Consider the following 17,366-nt stretch of genomic DNA (forward strand, 5'->3'; position numbering starts at 1 on the left):
GCAAATAACAACATTAAACCTCTCCTATTTTTAAGGAGAGGTTTAATGTTGTTATTTTTAAAAGATAGCGCTTTTAGTATATAAAAGAATTCAACATAGCTTTTAAATCATGTGTATCCAAGCCTTTATATTCTCCACCTGTAGTTTTAATATCAGCCAAATATTGAAGTTCTGAGGTGTATCCTTTGAAAAAAGGCTTAAAAGAATTTATCATTTTATGAAATTCAAGATTGAAAAGTTTTTTGTCGTAATGATGTTTTTTCTGGTCAAAATAAAGATTTAGAATAGAATTTTTTAGTTGAAAGTCAAGAAGTTCAGGTTTGATACGCTGAATCATTTCCAAACGTAGATGCATTTGCTTCACATATTCTACAACACCTTTCTCTTGCTCAAGAGTAGTCAAACTATTTGTTAAAGAGTGAGGATTATTTCTATAAATATAAGCAGGTTCATTGTTGATAGCCATGTTGTCATCTGAACAAATTAAAGCAGTTCCAACAAAAAAACTATCTTCAAAAAAGCGTAATTCTGTAGAAAAACGTAGTCCGATTTTCTTTAAATATTTTCTACTAAACCATTTTGCATAAATAGCACCAGTATCTTTTATATCACTAGGAGTATAAAAATAATTATCTCCATTTTTAGTTTCCGTATAAAAACGTGAAACAACTATTTGTGGGTTATTATTTTTCAAAAGTTGAAAAATAAAATATAAAGATAATGCTGTCAGAGAATCATCAGCATCAATGAACATTAGGTATTCGCCTTCGCTCTTGTCAATGCCATATTGTCGTGCTAATCCAGGTCCCATATTTTTGGTTAATTCATGATAGTGTATTTCCAAATTTGATAAAAGATTAAATGCTTCGATATCAATAGCTTTACCACCATCATTTACTAAATGGACATCCACTTTAGAAAAATCTATACCCACTTGACTATTGATAGACCCTAAAGGAATAGCCAATTCCTTTTCAGATTGTCCGTAAAACGGAATGATAATGCTCAATGTTTTTACCATGTTTGTATTTTATTCCTTTTATTTTTTAAATATATACTAGATAATTGTTTTGATGTTCAACATCAGTATATCATTTTTACTATTTATCATAAAGTAATAAAATTAACCTAAATTAAGAAATAAATAAGAAAAATTAACAACAAGTGGCTGCCAACAAATTGGTTTATAGGAGATAAAATTTATGAATTTAAAGAAAAAAATTTTTTAACTTTCAACTGTTATATTATTTTCAGTCGTATCAAGTCCTATTGTTCATGTTGAGTAAAAGATGAATCAAGAAATATCTAAAATAGTTTTGATTTTAATTTTCTAAATAATAGCTTTACTTTCTTTGATAACTAATGCTTTTATTTTCTGCAAAATTACATATTGTAAATTTTGAAGCATGGTGGTAAAATAAAGTTTGAGGAAAGAGTGACAAATGTCAGGGAAATTAGGAATAACGGACAAATATCACTTAAAAAAATGGCAAGTTTTTCAAATACCATTATCATGATTGGAGAGTGGTTATTATTCAAAAGGCAGCATAAGCGAAATAAGATGAACGCTCCAAAGAAAGATATGCCCGAAGAAGAAAAGACATTCTATATTAAAAGTCAAGAAAAAAGTAATTTTTAAAGGAAATAAAAAACACCCTCACTGCGTTAGACTTGTTTACCAAGTTATAAAAACGTCTGGAGGATGCAATTCCATCTTATCATTTTTTGCAAATATCTTCAATTTGAAGCAGGCAAAAAATCTTGCAATTAAGCAAGTTTTAAAAATTATTTTTAAATTTAAAGTAGATTATCTTAACTTTGTTTCATCAAATGTTTGATTGGTTTTGAGCAGATGATAAATGACACGTATAAGTTTCTTGGCAGCGTGTGATACTGCAACGTTGTAATGCTTTCCTTGACTTCGTTTGAGGGCAAGATAAGCTTTGAAGCATGGTGAATAGCGACAGATAGACTGCGCAGCCAAAATCAATGCATAACGCAGATAATGTGACCCACGTTTGACCATTCGTCCAGAATTATCCATTTGCCCTGATTGGTAAATAGAGGGCTCTAATCCTGCGAAAGCTTGAAGTTGCGCTGGGCTAGAAAAGTTATCAATATTCTTGATTTCGGCGAGAATAATCGCACCTAAGCGTCGCCCAATTCCAGTGATTGAGAAGATTGAAGACTCCGTCTGGGCGGTGATTTCATTGATTTGATTTTGTATTTCATTAATCTGTTCATCATAGTGTTGAATGGTTGAAATCAACTGTTTGAGTTCAAGTTGAAGTGCTGGCGAGGAGTTGCCAATCGTGAACTGTGCGGTCTCTTGAATTTGCTTAGCTTTATCAGCGCTCAAGCGCTTGATTTTGAGCAAAGAATCAAATCTTGCCCGCTTGATTTTCTGAGGTGTTGGATAGCTTGTTAGAAGTTCGTAAACGTATTGATTGTGAACATTACCCACTATCCGAGCAAATTCAGGAAACATGATGTCAAGCAGACGAACGTAAAGGCTTTTGTTCTTAGATCGTGCCTGTATGAGTCGATTTTGATAACGTGTGAGTTCTTTTAACTCTTGCATTGATTCATCAACTTCAAAGCGTTCAGGGTGTGTGTCTGCTTTGAGTTTACGAGCGATGACAACAAGTGCGTCTTTCACATCGGTCTTTGTCTTACGTAATGACAAAGATTTGACAAATTCTTTGATGAGTAAAGCGTTGTAAGTGAGAACTGTATAACCTAATTTTCGTAAGAAGATGACAAGATTATAGGCATAATGTCCGGTATCTTCAAGAGCAATGACCATTGAATCACCCAAACAAGATAAGCGTTTTTGAATAGTATGGAATCCGGTAGACGAGTTTTCAAAGCGAAAGTTCTTCTCAATAATGGTTCCCATTTCATCAATGACAGCGAGGTCATGTTTGTTCTTAGCGACATCAATTCCAACATAAAGCATAAGTGTTCTCCTAGAGATTTTATTAGCGACTGTTTGTAATTCCACGTACTTTTTGCCTTGTATTCTTACACGAGATAAAATGTTTAGCGTTATCATTCTCATTCTCATTACCAATTAAACAAAGAGCTGTGGTTAGACTCTTTTCTAAATCGTCAAAGCGATTGAGAACACACACAAATCCACAGCACTACAAACTAAGTATAAAACAATTATAGAAAGGATTTATACTGGCGGGGGAGCTACCCGCTAATATAAATATAAGAGAATACAAAGAAAAATTATCAAGCTATTAGAACAGCAGAAGAAATTCTCTAGATTTATTAGAATTAAAAGATTGGCAGAAAACAAACAAGGGTTAAAAACATCAGATGACATCTTTCAAAAGTGAGGACAACTGTTTGATGAAAACTTATTTAATAGGATTTGATTTTAGAATTTCTTGTCATATTATGATAGAATTATAAAGAGCATTTAAAATAAACTTTGTTCATAGTACACTCAGAAACATATTCTAGGCAGCAAATGAGTTTTACTAAAATCACATAATAAAAATTATGTAAAAAGGATTAAACATGACAAATACTATAAAACTTTTCCAGTATAACACTCTCGGAGCTTTGATGGCTGGATTATATGAGGGAACAATGACCATTGGAGAGCTTCTTACGCATGGAGATTTAGGTGTTGGCACTTTAGATTCTATTGACGGTGAGTTAATTGTGCTTGATGGTAAAGCTTATCAAGCAAAGGGAGATAAGACCATTACAGAACTTTCTGATGATATAAAAGTTCCTTATGCAGCGGTTGTTCCTCATCAAGCAGAAGTAGTCTTCAAACAACGTTTCTCAGCTACTGATAGTGAATTAAAAGAGAGAATGGAAAGTTATTTTGATGGACAAAATCTATTTCGCTCTATTAAAATTCACGCTACTTTTTCTAAAATGCACGTTCGTATGATTCCACGAGCAAAAGAGGGAACACGTTTTGTAGAAGTTTCTCAAAATCAACCCGAGTACGAGATTGAAAATACAACAGGAACTATTGTGGGAATTTGGACACCTGAGATGTTTCATGGTGTGAGCGTTGCTGGTTATCATCTTCATTATATTACAGATGATTTTACTTTTGGAGGTCACGTTTTAGATTTTACCATTAATGATGGAGAAATTGAAATTGGCGCGATTGATCAATTAGAACAATCATTTCCAGTACAAGACCGTAAATATCTCTTCGCAAAGCTCAACGTTGACGAATTAAAAAAAGATATTGATATTGCTGAATAAATATAAAAAATAGTGTTTATAAAAAAATAAGCTCTATTTTTTATATTTTTCTCATGATTTACAGTTACATTTCAACTTTTTTCTCGTATAAAAGAGTAAGAACAATTTTGGAGGAAAAAATGATTACAAATTTTGATATATACCGTTGGAAAAATGCTGGAATGACAAATTTAGGAGTAAATAAACTTCTTAAATTTTATCGAAAATATGAAAGAAAAATTAACTTACGTCAGATGGCACAAGTTGCTTCAATAAAATCAATTCCTGATTTTATTGAACGCTATAAGGCGCAAGACGTAACAAAATTAAGAGAAAGCTATAAAAAGTTTCCTTCTTTTTCAATATTAGAAGATATTTATCCTGAGCGTCTGAAAGAAATTTATAACCCGCCAACTCTAATTTTCTATCAAGGAAATTTAAATTTATTAAAAAAGCCCAAAATAGCTTTTGTAGGAAGTCGTAATTCTAGTGAAAATGGTATTAAAGCAACTCAGAAAATTATCAAAGAGCTTAAAGGAACTTTTGTTATAGTAAGTGGTCTTGCACGAGGAATTGATGCCACTAGCCATATTGCAGCTATAAAAAATGATAGTCCAACTATTGCAGTTATTGGCACAGGGCTTGATGTTTACTATCCATTAGACAATCGTAAAATTCAAGAATACATGGCAAAAAAAGAACTTATTCTTTCGGAATATATCCCTGGTGATAAACCTTTAAAATTCCATTTTCCTGAGCGTAATAGAATTATTGCAGGTCTTTCACGAGGAGTTGTTGTTGTTGAAGCAAAAATTCGTTCAGGAAGTCTTATCACTGCAGAACGTGCTTTAGAAGAAGGAAGGGACGTTTTTGCAATTCCTGGAAATATTAGCGATGGCTTTTCCGATGGCTGCAATCATCTTATCCAACAAGGAGCAAAACTCGTTTATCAAGGTCAAGATATTTTAGAAGATTATTTTTGTATTTAAAAAGCTATAAAAGCCATGAAATAGTAGGCAAATCTGGTTTTTTTTAGTTATAAAAATAATAGCTTGTTCCTATAAGAAAACTTTATTACTTGACATATTGTTAAAAAGCTTCTATCATGGTGAAGTATAAAAAATAAATGCTCAGCAATTAAGTAGTATGGGCGCTTATAAAATACAAAAGTGTGAAAATAGACTTTACCTAAAATTCACCAGAAGGAAATTATGCCTACAACAACTAAAACTAAAGCGAAAACTAAAAAAAAGAAATCCAAGATTGTTTCAGGAAAAAATCTTGTCATTGTAGAATCTCCTGCAAAAGCAAAAACGATTGAAAAATATCTTGGACGTAACTATAAAGTCGTAGCATCTGTCGGACATATTCGAGATTTAAAAAAATCTTCAATGTCTGTAGATATTGAAAATGACTACGAACCTCAATATATTAATATTCGAGGCAAAGCACCACTGATTAATTCTTTGAAGAAAGAAGCGAAAGCGGCAAAAGCTGTTTATCTTGCAAGTGACCCAGACCGAGAGGGAGAAGCGATTTCTTGGCATCTTGCCCATATCCTCAACTTACCTATAGAAGAAAAAAACCGTGTTGTTTTTAATGAAATCACTAAAGATGCAGTAAAAAACGCTTTTAAAGAACCACGAAGTATTGATGTTGATCTTGTTGATGCTCAGCAAGCAAGACGTATCCTTGACCGTCTTGTTGGGTATTCTATCAGCCCTATTCTTTGGAAAAAAGTTAAAAAAGGTCTATCCGCAGGACGTGTTCAATCTATTGCCCTAAAACTCATTGTTGATAGAGAAAATGAAATCAATGCTTTTGTTCCCCAAGAATATTGGAGCATTGATGGCGAATTTAAAAAAGGAACTAAAAAATTTAAAGCTGCTTTCTGGGGAGTAGATGGTAAGAAAAAAGCTCTAAATAATAACGAAGATGTTATTGAAGTAATGGAACGACTTTCTGGTCCTGATTTCAATGTTGATAAGGTAGAAAAGAAAGAACGTCGTCGTAACTCTCCTTTACCATACACAACAAGCTCACTTCAACAAGATGCTGCTAATAAAATAAATTTCCGCACGAGAAAAACGATGATGGTAGCACAACAGCTTTACGAAGGGTTGACATTGGGGAGTCAGGGACACCAAGGTCTTATTACATATATGCGTACAGATTCTACTCGTATTTCTCCAGTTGCTCAAGGAGCTGCCGCTAATTTTATTGTTGATAAATTTGGTGAAAAATATAGTAAACATGGAAGTAAAGTAAAAAATTCTGCTGGAGCACAAGATGCCCATGAAGCAATTCGTCCGTCAAATGTGTTTAATACACCAGAAGCCATTGCGAAATACCTTGATAAAGATCAACTAAAACTTTATACGTTAATTTGGAATCGTTTTGTTGCCTCTCAGATGACCGCAGCTATTTTTGACACGGTAAAAGTAACCCTTTCTCAAAATGGAGTTATTTTCATAGCAAACGGAAGTCAAATCAAGTTTGACGGATATCTTGTGATTTACAATGATTCTGATAAAAATAACGTTTTACCTGAAATGTTACAGGGGGAAAGTGTTAAAAAAGTAAATCTCAAACCTGAACAGCATTTTACCCAGCCACCCGCACGATATTCCGAAGCAACACTTGTAAAAACGCTAGAAGAAATCGGTGTTGGACGTCCATCAACTTATGCTCCAACATTAGAAACAATACAAAAACGTTATTATGCACGTCTTGTCAGCAAAAGATTTGAGCCTACTGAATTAGGCGAAATCGTTAATAAACTTGTTGTTGAGTTCTTCCCTAATATCGTAAATACAGAATTTACAGCTGAAATGGAGAAAGATCTTGATGAAGTTGAAGATGGTAAACGTAAATGGGTAAGTGTTGTTGACCAATTCTATAAGCCTTTTGAAAAAGAACTAACAAAAGCAGAAGGTGAAATGGAAAAAATTATTATTAAAGATGAACCAGCTGGTTTTGATTGTGATGTCTGCGGACATCCAATGGTTATAAAGCTGGGACGTTATGGTAAATTCTATGCTTGTAGTAATTTCCCAGATTGTCGCAATACAAAAGCGATTGTAAAGGACATTGGAGTTATGTGTCCTAAGTGTCACGAGGGTCATGTAATAGAGCGCAAAACTAAAAAAAATCGCCTATTTTACGGCTGTGACCGCTATCCAGACTGCGATTTTACAAGTTGGGACAAACCTGTTGGACGTGATTGTCCAAAGTCCGGACATTTCCTCATAGAAAAGAAAGTACGAGGAGGGGGCAAGCAAGTTGTATGTAGTGATGCTGAATGTGATTATGAAGAAGAAAAGCAAAAATGATTACATATATTTAATTATGTAACTATATAAATAAAATTAAGGAATTTATGAAAAAAACACATATTAATGTTATAGGAGCAGGCTTAGCTGGTTCTGAAGCTGCTTACCAGATTGCAAAGCGTGGAATTCCGGTAAAACTTTATGAAATGCGAGGTGTTAAATCTACGCCTCAGCATAAAACAGATAAATTTGCTGAATTAGTTTGTTCCAACTCTTTACGTGGTGCATCGTTAACCAATGCTGTGGGTTTACTTAAAGAGGAAATGAAACGACTTGATTCAGTCATTATAAAAGCAGCAGAAACTACAAGCGTTCCTGCTGGTGGCGCTCTCGCTGTTGACCGTGATGGATTTTCTGACTTTGTTACCCAAACTATTTTAGAAAATCCACTAATTGAAGTCATTCGTGATGAAATTACAGACTTATCAACAGATGAAATCACAATTATTGCGACAGGTCCCTTAACCTCAGATACTTTAGCTAAAAAAATTCATGAATTTAACGGTGGAGATGGTTTTTATTTCTATGATGCTGCGGCTCCAATCATTGATATTTCAAGCGTTGACAGTTCAAAAGTTTATCTCAAATCTCGCTATGATAAAGGCGAAGCCGCTTATATCAACTGTCCAATGACTAAAGCTGAATTTAAGGCTTTTCAAGAAGCGCTTATCCAAGCTGAATCTGCTCCCCTCAATAACTTTGAAGATAAACTTAAAGTCTTTGAGGGCTGTATGCCAATTGAAGAAATGGCAAAACGTGGCTATAAAACCATGTTATTTGGACCAATGAAGCCCGTTGGACTCGAATATCCTGATGAATACACGGGACCACGCGATGGTGAGTTTAAAACACCTTATGCTGTCGTCCAACTCCGTCAAGATGATGCAGCAGCCAGTCTTTACAATATCGTTGGTTTTCAGACACATCTCAAATGGGGTGAGCAAAAACGAGTTTTTCGAATGATTCCTGGACTTGAAAATGCTGAATTTGTCCGATACGGCGTGATGCACCGTAATTCTTATATGGATTCTCCCAATCTTTTAAAACAGACCTTTCAGTCTAAACAACAAGAAAATCTATTCTTTGCTGGACAAATGACAGGCGTTGAAGGTTATGTTGAATCTGCAGCGAGTGGATTAGTTGCTGGGATTAATGCTGCACATTTATTTAACGATGAAGAAGAAGTTGTTTTTCCAGAAACGACTGCAATCGGTAGTCTTCCTTACTATATTACACACACTGACAGCAAACATTTCCAGCCGATGAATGTGACTTTCGGCATCATGAAAGAACTTGAAGGACCAAGAATTCGTGATAAAAAAGAACGTTATACAAAAGTTGCTGAACGTGCTTTAACCGTATTAGCTGAAATAATTCCCAGTACACGTTAATAAAAAAATTCACTTTTTAAATAAAGTGAATTTTTTTATATTTATATAAATGGAAAAATTATAATTCATCAAGAGCATTTTTTTGTTCTTCATCAATAATATGAGTATAAAGGTCAGTTACTTGAGTAGAAGCATGACCGAGCTGGTGGCTAACAAGTACTTGAGAATTTGTTTGCGCATAGAGACGTGTTGCCAAAGTATGACGAAGTTTGTGAGGAGTGACTCTTATTTTGAACGCCTGGGAATATTTACTTACCATTTTTTCAATACTTGAATTATCTATACGTCCTGCTTTTCCTTTATAGGACGTAAGAAAAAGAGCAGTAGTGGTTTGTTCTACATGATAACGATTTTCGCGGATAGCAAGATATTGAGTAAGATACGGTTGAGCAAATTTAGCAATATTTACTGCATCTCGTTTTCCTCCTTTACGAGTTACATCAACCATCATTGTTTGCAAATTTAAATCGCGTAAATCAGTATTGACAGCCTCAGAAAGGCGAATACCAGAAGCAAGCATAATTGCAATAATAGCAAGATCACGTTCTTTATTTTTATTAAAAGAGGATAGTGCACGATTGGACAATTTTTTTTCATATTCTTTATCAATATAATCTAAAAATCCCTGTGTTTCATCTCCCAAAAAAAGTTTTCCTTTAATATTTTCCGCACGTGCAGATAAAGTCTCACTATTTTTTTTCGTCTGAACTTTTTTCATAACGTTTCTATAAAAATAAGGCTCTCCATCAGCATTTTCAACCTCCTCAGTTAAATATTTATAAAGACTAGAAAGAGCTGAAATCGTCCGATTAATTGTTGCTTGACTGACTCCATAATGAGTTGAACGAGTATTTAAGCGAGGACGTTCGCGTAAGTAAAGAATAAAGGCTTCCATATCCTTTTTAGAAAGTTTTTCAAGTACAGAAAGAGGAATTTCTGATATTTTTTCAACTTCAACAATTCCAGAATCAATTAGCCAACTAAAAAAACGATCATATTCTTTAAAGTATTCATACAAGGTACTGAGACTGTATGGGATGGAAAGTTTGGATTGATAATATTCTAAAACATAAGAAGGCATGATTGCTTTGAGTTTTCCAATATTTTGTATTAATTGTTCACGTTTCATAATTTTTAGTATAACAGAAGTTTATAAAAAAGTCAAGAAAATTACAGTTTTTCGGAAAGATGTAAGCACCTAGCAATTCCAAATACGAAAAAAGGATTGAATTTCAATCCCTTCTCTTGACTTATTCTGCATAATTATTTATAATTATAAACAATGAGTCGATTGAGAAGGTCTGAATTTCTTAATCGGTAGCCAGGGAGTTTGGTTTAAAACTTTCTGGCTTTTTGATTTGCCTTAATTATAGCATAACGAAAACGTAAAATCAACAAAGTTTTTACGCTTTTTCAATCTTTTTATTCTTTTTTTCATCTATCGTAAACTAACACCACATCCTGGGTAACTTCAATCTTTCCTGAACGTCCCTCTTTATCATCATGCCAATAAAAGATATTGTTTGTCGTTGAAATAACATTTGTAATACGAATACGTCCTAAGCCTCGTTCAGTCTGCACGACCGCTTCATCGTTCTTTTTTATCTTGATGTGATCCAATTCATCTGGGACACGCCATAGCCGTTTATGCTTATCTGTACCGTTAATATGTACACCTTGAACAAGTCTCATGAAAATCTCCTCCTAGGGGACATTATAGCATATTTGTTTATAAGCTATCAAGGGCATCTCGGTAGCTACTATCAACGATGTGCGTATAAAGGTCAGTCACTTGTGTTGAAGCATGACCGAGTTGTTGACTCACAAGCACTTGAGAACCTGTAAGCTCATAGAGACGTGTCGCAAGTGTATGCCTTAACATATGGGGAGTCACACGAACTTTGAAAGCTTGTGAATATTTAGACACAAGATGATTGATACTCGCACTTGAAATTCTTAGAAACTGATGCTGATAGTGTGTTAAGAACAGTGCTTCTTCATTCACTTCTCTTATTTTTATGTAATTTTCAAGATAAGGTTTAGCAAATTTGGCGATACGAACACTGTCCGCTTTCCCTTCTTTACGCCAGACATGGACTTTCATCGTTTCTATGTTCAAGTCTTTCCGATCCAGAGCAACCAACTCAGCATTTCTAATACCCGAAGCGAGAAATAAAGCAACGATCGCCAAATCTCGTGATTTATTTCTTACGAAACATTTCTGAGCTTGTTTATTAGTTAGAGATTTTTCATAATCATTGTCAATAAAATTAAGAAAAGCTTGTGTTTCATTGCCTAGAAAAAGTTTTCCGCTCAGCTGTGACGCTCTATAAGACAATGTTTCCTCTTTTTTTCGTAAATGAATACGAGACATTACGTTGCGTTCAAAATAAGGATTCCCATTCTCATCCTCACTTTCCTCTGTGAGATAACGATAGAGAGCCTTTAATGCGGCTAAGGAGCGATGTAAACTGTTTTCGTGGTTTGTTGTACTTTCTGTATTTAAAACTTCTCTCAGCTCAATAAGAAAGGCTTCAACGCTTTTCTTTGGTAGAACCTCTAAATCTTTGAGAGAAATCTTTTGGATACAACTTGCTTGGCTTATTTTTCTCTCTATCAGCCAAGCAAAGAAACGACGAAATTCAAGCAAATAATCATACAGGGTTGCCGTACTGTAGGAAGCAATCAATTTTGATTCATAGTATTCCCCGACAAACCACGGAAGTTGAGTTTTGATTTTTTCAGCTTTGGCTTTAAATTGTAATTGTTTCTGATTCATTTTTATCTCCTAAATAGCTTTATTTTTTTATATCTTAGCATTTTTTGTGATTAAATGAGCAATAAAAAAACCTTACTCTCATGAGAAGATTTTTTTGTAAAAAGTACTATTTTACTCACTATCCATTTTTCGGTTGAAATCTCGTCTTTCATTGTCACGAGCTTCCTCAATCTCAGATTCTTTCTTTCTAATTTCCCAATTATATTCTTCAATACCTTGTTGGAAACGACTATTGACGTCACTAGATGTACCATAAGGAAGCTCTCGATAAAAGCTTGAAACTTTATCCACTAAATCATTGGTTTTTCTGTAAAATTGTTGACGGTAATCATTTAAGGCTTCTTCGGCTTTATCAAGAAAACGAATGGTCTCATCATGTTCCTCTTCTAGTTGCCATCTCTTGTTATTATCCATCCTTTACCCTCCTTTGATAGGACTTTGTAAATCAGGCTTTTTAATCGTGTGTGTCAGATACTCGTCTGCTGCATCTGCAGCTTTCCCTAATAGTCCTTCTTTTATTCCTGCAGTTAATGTGTTAGAAGTCAAGTTTTTCATCTCTGTAGACTGTTGGTGTAAGGCTGTTCTAAGTGTATTTCCTTTACTTGCAATCGTTGCTCTCTTAGCAGAAATAACCGCTAGAATAGCTGTTTTTTCTTGAGCCTTCATAGCTTCTGTGAATTGATCATTAAGGAAATTGATATTGAGATAAGGATTGTTTCCATAATTTCCCCCTGTGACTGCTTCTTGCATTTTATTTCCCCCAATCCTGCTGGACGTTTTTTAAGTTCTTTGTAAAATCTGAGGCTTTTTCTTTATCTGTGTCTTGAATATTTTGAGAAACCTTTAATAAGGTAGCAGAAAATTGTTCAACCTCTTTTTGGTAATTATCAGCTGCTTTTTTTGTCTCATCTTCTATTGCATCACTCCAAACATCTGAAAATTGAAAAGTATTTAGTAATTCATCAATTTCATAAGGGGAGAGATAAGCAGCAATATCATAAGCCGCTTCACGTGTACTTTGTATTTCTTGTTTGATATCCTCTTTTGCCTTTGAAACAAGGTCTTTTACTTTTGAACGATAATCTTCTGCTTGAAAGACCGCATCCTGGGCTACCGTGTCTAAGAGTTCAGCACGCAAAGATATTCTTTGTCCACTTGTTGTAGCATGACTAATTTGACGTTGGAGGTCTGGAATGTGTGCGGTATCCCAATTTTTTGATTGACGTCTGGTGTTTTTTATTAAATCAGCATAATCGCTTTGAAACTGTGCGATAATCGCATAACCTTCCGTTCCCTTACGAAGTGGGTGTCCACTGGTAGCAAGAGAAAGCAACGTCGAAGCAGCACTATCGCTTAACCCTAGAGCTTTTAGTTGTTTTAATGCAGTACTTTCAAGTGTTGCAAGTTTTTCTCCTGCTTCAAGAAATTCTGGGTGGAAATCTTTTGAAGCAACTAATGGATTGCCATTAGCATCTAATTGAAATTCCCCAAAATCGTGCGCACTTATTTTATCAAAAGTGGTTCCAAAATCAAGAGGAACAACATACTGAACGGTTCCAAATTGTTCTTTGATAGGAGCTGTACGATTGAGCATACTGACAATATCTAAAGGATTCACATAGTAAGTCACTAGCTTTCCTATTTTTTTGATTTGATCTTCAGATAACCCCATCTTTTTTAAACTTTGTGTACAATCTGGCCCATCAAAAAGAACAAGTTTTCCGATACGCTTGAGTGCGCTGGGGTCATCTTTGACTAATTGAGCAACACCTTGTACAGAGACCATTGTACCAAGAGAATGTCCTGTAATCTCTAATTTAGTATTTTTTGGAAGTTCTTTAAGGACAGCTTTCATTGCCTTTGTCGCATCTTTAGCTTGGGGCATTTCCTTACTTCCTACAGCAAAAGGAAGGTTATTTCCAGTCCAATCATTCATATTTTGTAAACTTGCCGCATCACTCCCACGAATGGCAAGATAAGCTTGAGTTGCATCTTTTGGCTTTGCCGTATCTGTTACAAAATAAGACTGAAAGCCTGTGGATGTATTATCGAAAACACTTTTAGCTTCCATATTTTTGGCTAACGCATCCACTGCTCCCCCTTGACCTGTATAAACATTTTTGGCATCAGGGTCTTTGATAGCTGGTTGGAGGTAAACGACACCTTTGTTAGGAAGAGTTGTTCCACCTTGGGTAGTCTGATAGACAGGTTTTTTCTCTGTACCAATATTTTTAGTTACAGGTTTAGAAAAATTAAAATATTGTGAAGTGTTTTTATTGCTTTTTGGAGGGAAATTGTTAGGTCTTTTACCTGTATATGCGGATTCTGCCAAATCTGCATATATATTATTAAAGTCTTGTAAATTACTCATAGCCTTTCTGTCCCCCGTCTATTGTAAAAGCTTGAGATAAATCAACGGCTTTCATACTAGGTATATCGTTAGCATTATCCAAAGTGAAATCTAGCGCAAAACTCGAACTTTGAATCTCATTAAATTTCCCCTCTACAGTCAAATAAATGTCCGTTCCAAACATTGTTTTATCATCATGTACTTCTACGCTTTTCCAATCCCACTGAACACTTCTAATTTGATGGTCAGGACTTTGATTTTGGTTTTGATTCATAACAAATGTCGTCATCTCTTTTTCGTGCTTTTTAAGATAGTCAATTTGCATTTGCTTGGTGTTTTCTTTTGATTGTGCTGTAAAGTCTTTTATCAAAAAAATATCAAAAGGCGTTTTCATCTGTGTCATCGTAATTCCTCCTATAATTAAAACGAGTGGAATAGAAATTCCTAGCACTACTTTCGTTCGTTTTTTCATCGTCTCCTCCATCACTCTGGCAATTTATCATCTTTTAACAACTTTTGAATGTCCGCAAGTGCTTCTTTGATTTTTTTCACATCAAGACTTTTCTCATCTGAAAAAAGATTGAGCATTTCATTTTCCATATCTTCCATTTTTGAAATCATGTAATTTGCTTTGTCAATATCATTTTGAAGATTGGCAAGTTGCCCATCTATATAAGCAAATTGTGTTGTAATTTCTTTTTTATTTTTATAGAATTTTTGAACCGTCATTCCAAGTTGCTGAGTAAGAAAGTCTTCCGAATAATCAGAAGAAGCCCTATATTGTTTGATAAGATGATCTGTCGCTTCAAGAGATTTTATCCCCTCATCATATTGATGACGATCCTCATATACCGACTTATATTTTAATTTGTCTTGTTCCAGAAGTTCGAGTAAATATAGCTTTTTAGAATTTAAAATCTTGAGATTGCTTTTAACAATGATGATAAAGTCTTCATCCGTTTTATTCATTTTTTGATTAAGCTGTTCTATCATTTCTGATATTTTAACAGAAATATTTTCGTTGGGGTTCATCATTTATAACACCTCTTAATTTTTATTTCCAAAACATTATTTATTAACTTGTTTTTTAGAATAAAGATATTTAATTGAAAACTTCGCTAGAATTATGCTTCATTTAAGCAAATAAATATGCTTTCATTTTACCACTATCACTTTAGTTTTACAATCATTTATCAGAAAAAACAAAAAATAATACGGTCAATGAATTTTTTAAAATAATACTCTTGTTAAATATTATTTTGTGTGCCTTTATTTGTATTTGCCGCATACAAAATTTCTTGATAAGCGTTAATTTCTTTGACGATTTCGTCAAGCTTTTCTTTCAAAATACTACGACTCAATTTTACAGAAGCAAGTTGAGTTTCAATCTGTTCTAAGTTCAAATCAGAAACATCCTTTGAATTCTCATTTGAATTTTCTCTTTCCATAATCTGCTTGGCTAAATTTTCTAATTCAAAAATTTTCTCGTCTAATTCATTCAATTTATCTTTTGCTTCATTGACCGCCTCTATCAACTGATTTTCAAGGCTGGTTAATTGTTCTCCTCCCTGATCTACCCCACGACTTGCCAAGAAGTTTATAGCATCCGTTAATTCATTGATTGTAGAAATGACACGTTCTTTTTTTACCGGGATTGTCCCATTATATAAGCTTAACTGACGAATCAATGTGCTGCCCATCATATAACGATTATTCACTGCTCCCTCTTGATCCATAAAATAAAAATAGTCGTTTCGTCTCACATAAAGGTTGTAATTTCCATTTTCTAAGAGGTCTGTTTTATAACCTCCAACAAAGACAATGCCATGTTGACCAATACCAAAATCCACATTAAGATAAAGTCCTTTATTTGTCACATGGTCAATTTGCCAAGGTTCAATAACAGCTTGAAAATCAAAATCATTTTTTGCTGTTTCTACTTTTTCCTCATATTTTTCGATAATATCTTCAATCGAAAAGTAGCCTGTGTTTATTTTGAGGCGCTCTACAATTTGCTCTAAATTATAACGATTTAATTGGGGCTTTTCCCCGTCCTTGCTTTTATCCATGACACGAGATCTGGTCACGTTAATTTGTGGTTCGTCAAGCAACCGATACGTTGCCCACTTGCCAGAAAAGTTCATGTGAAGATGAAGTGCATCAGCTTTCTTCTTAAAATCATCTAAGTCATAAGAATGTTCTAATAAAAAATCTAATCGTGATTTAATCTTACTCTTAAAAATATTCTCTGTTTGCCATTGCGTGTACTTAGCGTGAGACGTTTTCGGAGATTTTTCAATTATCTTAGCCCCATGTGCAGAAGCAATTCGATCAGAAATTTCTTCAAAAGCTTTTTTACTCATATCCTTATGCTTGCCGTTCACTTCGGTAATTTTCCAGTCGAATTGTTTCCCACTAATACTGTTCGTTGAATTAAAGACAAGGTGGTTATGGATATGTTTCTTGTCCACATGAGTGGCAACCACAAACTCATACTCGCCTCCTGTCAATTCTAATACTGTTTGCCTTCCAATTTCATGAATTTCTTCAGGAGATAGTCCATCCTCTGGCGAAAAAGATTGAACCAAGTGATGAGCGAGGACAGCTTTTTTTCCATTTTTTGCTTTTTCTAAACTGCTCATCTGAAATTCTAGCTTTTTTGTTTTAGGATTAAAAATATAATTTATCCCTCTTGCTTTTGCAGCCAGTTTTTTCGTATCAATAAATTCATCGGAAGCTTGGTAGATATTAGAAATATGATAGCCAGAAACCAATTGTTTACTCAAAGTTTTATCATCATTCATCATGTAAGGGAAAATATTTTCCAGATGATTTTTCTCTTTATTATCGACTAAAGTTTTTGTGGCATCCTCTACATAATCTTTAAGCTGTCCCAATTTATTTACAGTATGAATTGCAAAATGCTTGGTGTAAACCATTAAAATTTCCTTTCATTTAATTTTTCTTTTTTGAGTTCTATTGAAACCATTGCTTTTAATTCTTCGACTTGATGAAGTAAATTTTCAATATCAGCTGGAGAAATTTCATCAAACTGATGTGCCAGTTTTGCCATTTGGTTAATATTATTTCCAATTCTATTGACCTCATAATTCAACTTTGAGAGTTCGGAATAATCTACCATTTTGACTTCCCCAGTAATCAAGAGAATGCGAGCAAAATTTTGAAAATTATTAAAAGGACTTGCTTTTATTTTTTCTTTTATATACTCATTCTCATCTTTATTAAATCTTACCAGTCTTTGAATTGGACGGTTTAAGTTTTGTTTATTCATT

The 17,366-nt window shown here is 34.1% G+C and carries 17 protein-coding genes; 5 read left to right on the forward strand and 12 right to left on the reverse strand.

The genetic code is table 11. The features are described from left to right. Positions 1–73: 73 nt before the first annotated feature. Positions 74–1,021: a glycosyltransferase family 2 protein gene (locus KJS36_RS04490; protein WP_213534790.1), complete on the reverse strand. Its 948-nt coding sequence runs from the start codon at positions 1,019–1,021 to the stop codon at positions 74–76. A 378-nt stretch (positions 1,022–1,399) separates the two neighbouring features. Here KJS36_RS04490 and KJS36_RS04495 point away from each other — a divergent pair, with 378 nt between their 5' ends. Further along, positions 1,400–1,639, forward strand: a complete 240-nt coding sequence (locus KJS36_RS04495) for a hypothetical protein (RefSeq protein ID WP_213534792.1) — start codon at positions 1,400–1,402, stop codon at positions 1,637–1,639. A 168-nt stretch (positions 1,640–1,807) separates the two neighbouring features. Here KJS36_RS04495 and KJS36_RS04500 read toward each other — a convergent pair whose 3' ends face one another. After that, positions 1,808–2,959, reverse strand: coding sequence for an IS110 family RNA-guided transposase (locus KJS36_RS04500; protein ID WP_213534794.1), 1,152 nt, complete (start codon positions 2,957–2,959; stop codon positions 1,808–1,810). A gap of 572 nt (positions 2,960–3,531) precedes the next feature. On the opposite strand from KJS36_RS04500, the gene budA reads away from it, so the two are divergent. The 4 genes from budA (at position 3,532) to trmFO (ending at position 8,944) form a co-directional block, all read left to right on the forward strand. Further along, positions 3,532–4,242, forward strand: a complete 711-nt coding sequence (gene budA / locus KJS36_RS04505; protein WP_213534796.1) for an acetolactate decarboxylase — start codon at positions 3,532–3,534, stop codon at positions 4,240–4,242. 119 nt (positions 4,243–4,361) lie between these two features. Continuing rightward, positions 4,362–5,210: a DNA-processing protein DprA gene (gene dprA, locus KJS36_RS04510; protein ID WP_213534797.1), complete on the forward strand. Its 849-nt coding sequence runs from the start codon at positions 4,362–4,364 to the stop codon at positions 5,208–5,210. Between the two features lie 222 nt (positions 5,211–5,432). After that, on the forward strand, positions 5,433–7,553 hold the full coding sequence (gene topA / locus KJS36_RS04515; protein WP_213534799.1) for a type I DNA topoisomerase: 2,121 nt from the start codon (positions 5,433–5,435) through the stop codon (positions 7,551–7,553). A gap of 47 nt (positions 7,554–7,600) precedes the next feature. Beyond that, positions 7,601–8,944 (forward strand): methylenetetrahydrofolate--tRNA-(uracil(54)-C(5))-methyltransferase (FADH(2)-oxidizing) TrmFO, encoded by a 1,344-nt coding sequence (gene trmFO, locus KJS36_RS04520; RefSeq protein WP_213534801.1) that lies wholly within the window; start codon positions 7,601–7,603, stop codon positions 8,942–8,944. Between the two features lie 58 nt (positions 8,945–9,002). Here trmFO and xerS (KJS36_RS04525) read toward each other — a convergent pair whose 3' ends face one another. The 10 genes from xerS (KJS36_RS04525) to KJS36_RS04570 all read right to left on the reverse strand — a co-directional run bounded on the left by xerS (KJS36_RS04525) (position 9,003) and on the right by KJS36_RS04570 (position 17,365). Further along, positions 9,003–10,073, reverse strand: coding sequence for a tyrosine recombinase XerS (gene xerS, locus KJS36_RS04525; RefSeq protein WP_213534803.1), 1,071 nt, complete (start codon positions 10,071–10,073; stop codon positions 9,003–9,005). A 305-nt stretch (positions 10,074–10,378) separates the two neighbouring features. Then, on the reverse strand, positions 10,379–10,636 hold the full coding sequence (locus tag KJS36_RS04530) for a hypothetical protein (RefSeq protein WP_213534805.1): 258 nt from the start codon (positions 10,634–10,636) through the stop codon (positions 10,379–10,381). A gap of 37 nt (positions 10,637–10,673) precedes the next feature. Continuing rightward, on the reverse strand, positions 10,674–11,723 hold the full coding sequence (gene xerS / locus KJS36_RS04535; protein ID WP_213534807.1) for a tyrosine recombinase XerS: 1,050 nt from the start codon (positions 11,721–11,723) through the stop codon (positions 10,674–10,676). Between the two features lie 111 nt (positions 11,724–11,834). Next, the gene (locus tag KJS36_RS04540; RefSeq protein ID WP_213534810.1) at positions 11,835–12,137 is read right to left on the reverse strand and encodes a hypothetical protein; all 303 of its coding nucleotides are present in this window, start codon (positions 12,135–12,137) and stop codon (positions 11,835–11,837) included. A 3-nt stretch (positions 12,138–12,140) separates the two neighbouring features. After that, positions 12,141–12,473: a hypothetical protein gene (locus tag KJS36_RS04545; RefSeq protein WP_213534812.1), complete on the reverse strand. Its 333-nt coding sequence runs from the start codon at positions 12,471–12,473 to the stop codon at positions 12,141–12,143. A gap of 1 nt (position 12,474) precedes the next feature. After that, positions 12,475–14,094, reverse strand: coding sequence for an Mbeg1-like protein (locus KJS36_RS04550; protein ID WP_213534814.1), 1,620 nt, complete (start codon positions 14,092–14,094; stop codon positions 12,475–12,477). Next, positions 14,087–14,545 carry a hypothetical protein gene (locus KJS36_RS04555; protein ID WP_213534816.1) on the reverse strand — a complete coding sequence of 153 codons (459 nt, stop codon included), beginning with the start codon at positions 14,543–14,545 and terminating at the stop codon, positions 14,087–14,089. Before KJS36_RS04555 ends, KJS36_RS04550 begins: the two co-directional genes overlap by 8 nt. Positions 14,546–14,556: 11 nt before the next feature. Next, complete coding sequence (locus KJS36_RS04560; RefSeq protein ID WP_213534818.1) at positions 14,557–15,108, reverse strand: hypothetical protein; 552 nt, start codon at positions 15,106–15,108, stop codon at positions 14,557–14,559. A gap of 212 nt (positions 15,109–15,320) precedes the next feature. Further along, the gene (locus tag KJS36_RS04565; protein WP_213534820.1) at positions 15,321–17,012 is read right to left on the reverse strand and encodes a relaxase/mobilization nuclease domain-containing protein; all 1,692 of its coding nucleotides are present in this window, start codon (positions 17,010–17,012) and stop codon (positions 15,321–15,323) included. Beyond that, positions 17,012–17,365: a plasmid mobilization protein gene (locus tag KJS36_RS04570; RefSeq protein WP_213534822.1), complete on the reverse strand. Its 354-nt coding sequence runs from the start codon at positions 17,363–17,365 to the stop codon at positions 17,012–17,014. Before KJS36_RS04570 ends, KJS36_RS04565 begins: the two co-directional genes overlap by 1 nt. Between the last annotated feature and the right edge of the window lies 1 nt (position 17,366).

The organism is Lactococcus nasutitermitis (genome assembly GCF_018403765.1).
GTDB classification, from domain to species: Bacteria; Bacillota; Bacilli; order Lactobacillales; family Streptococcaceae; genus Lactococcus; species Lactococcus nasutitermitis.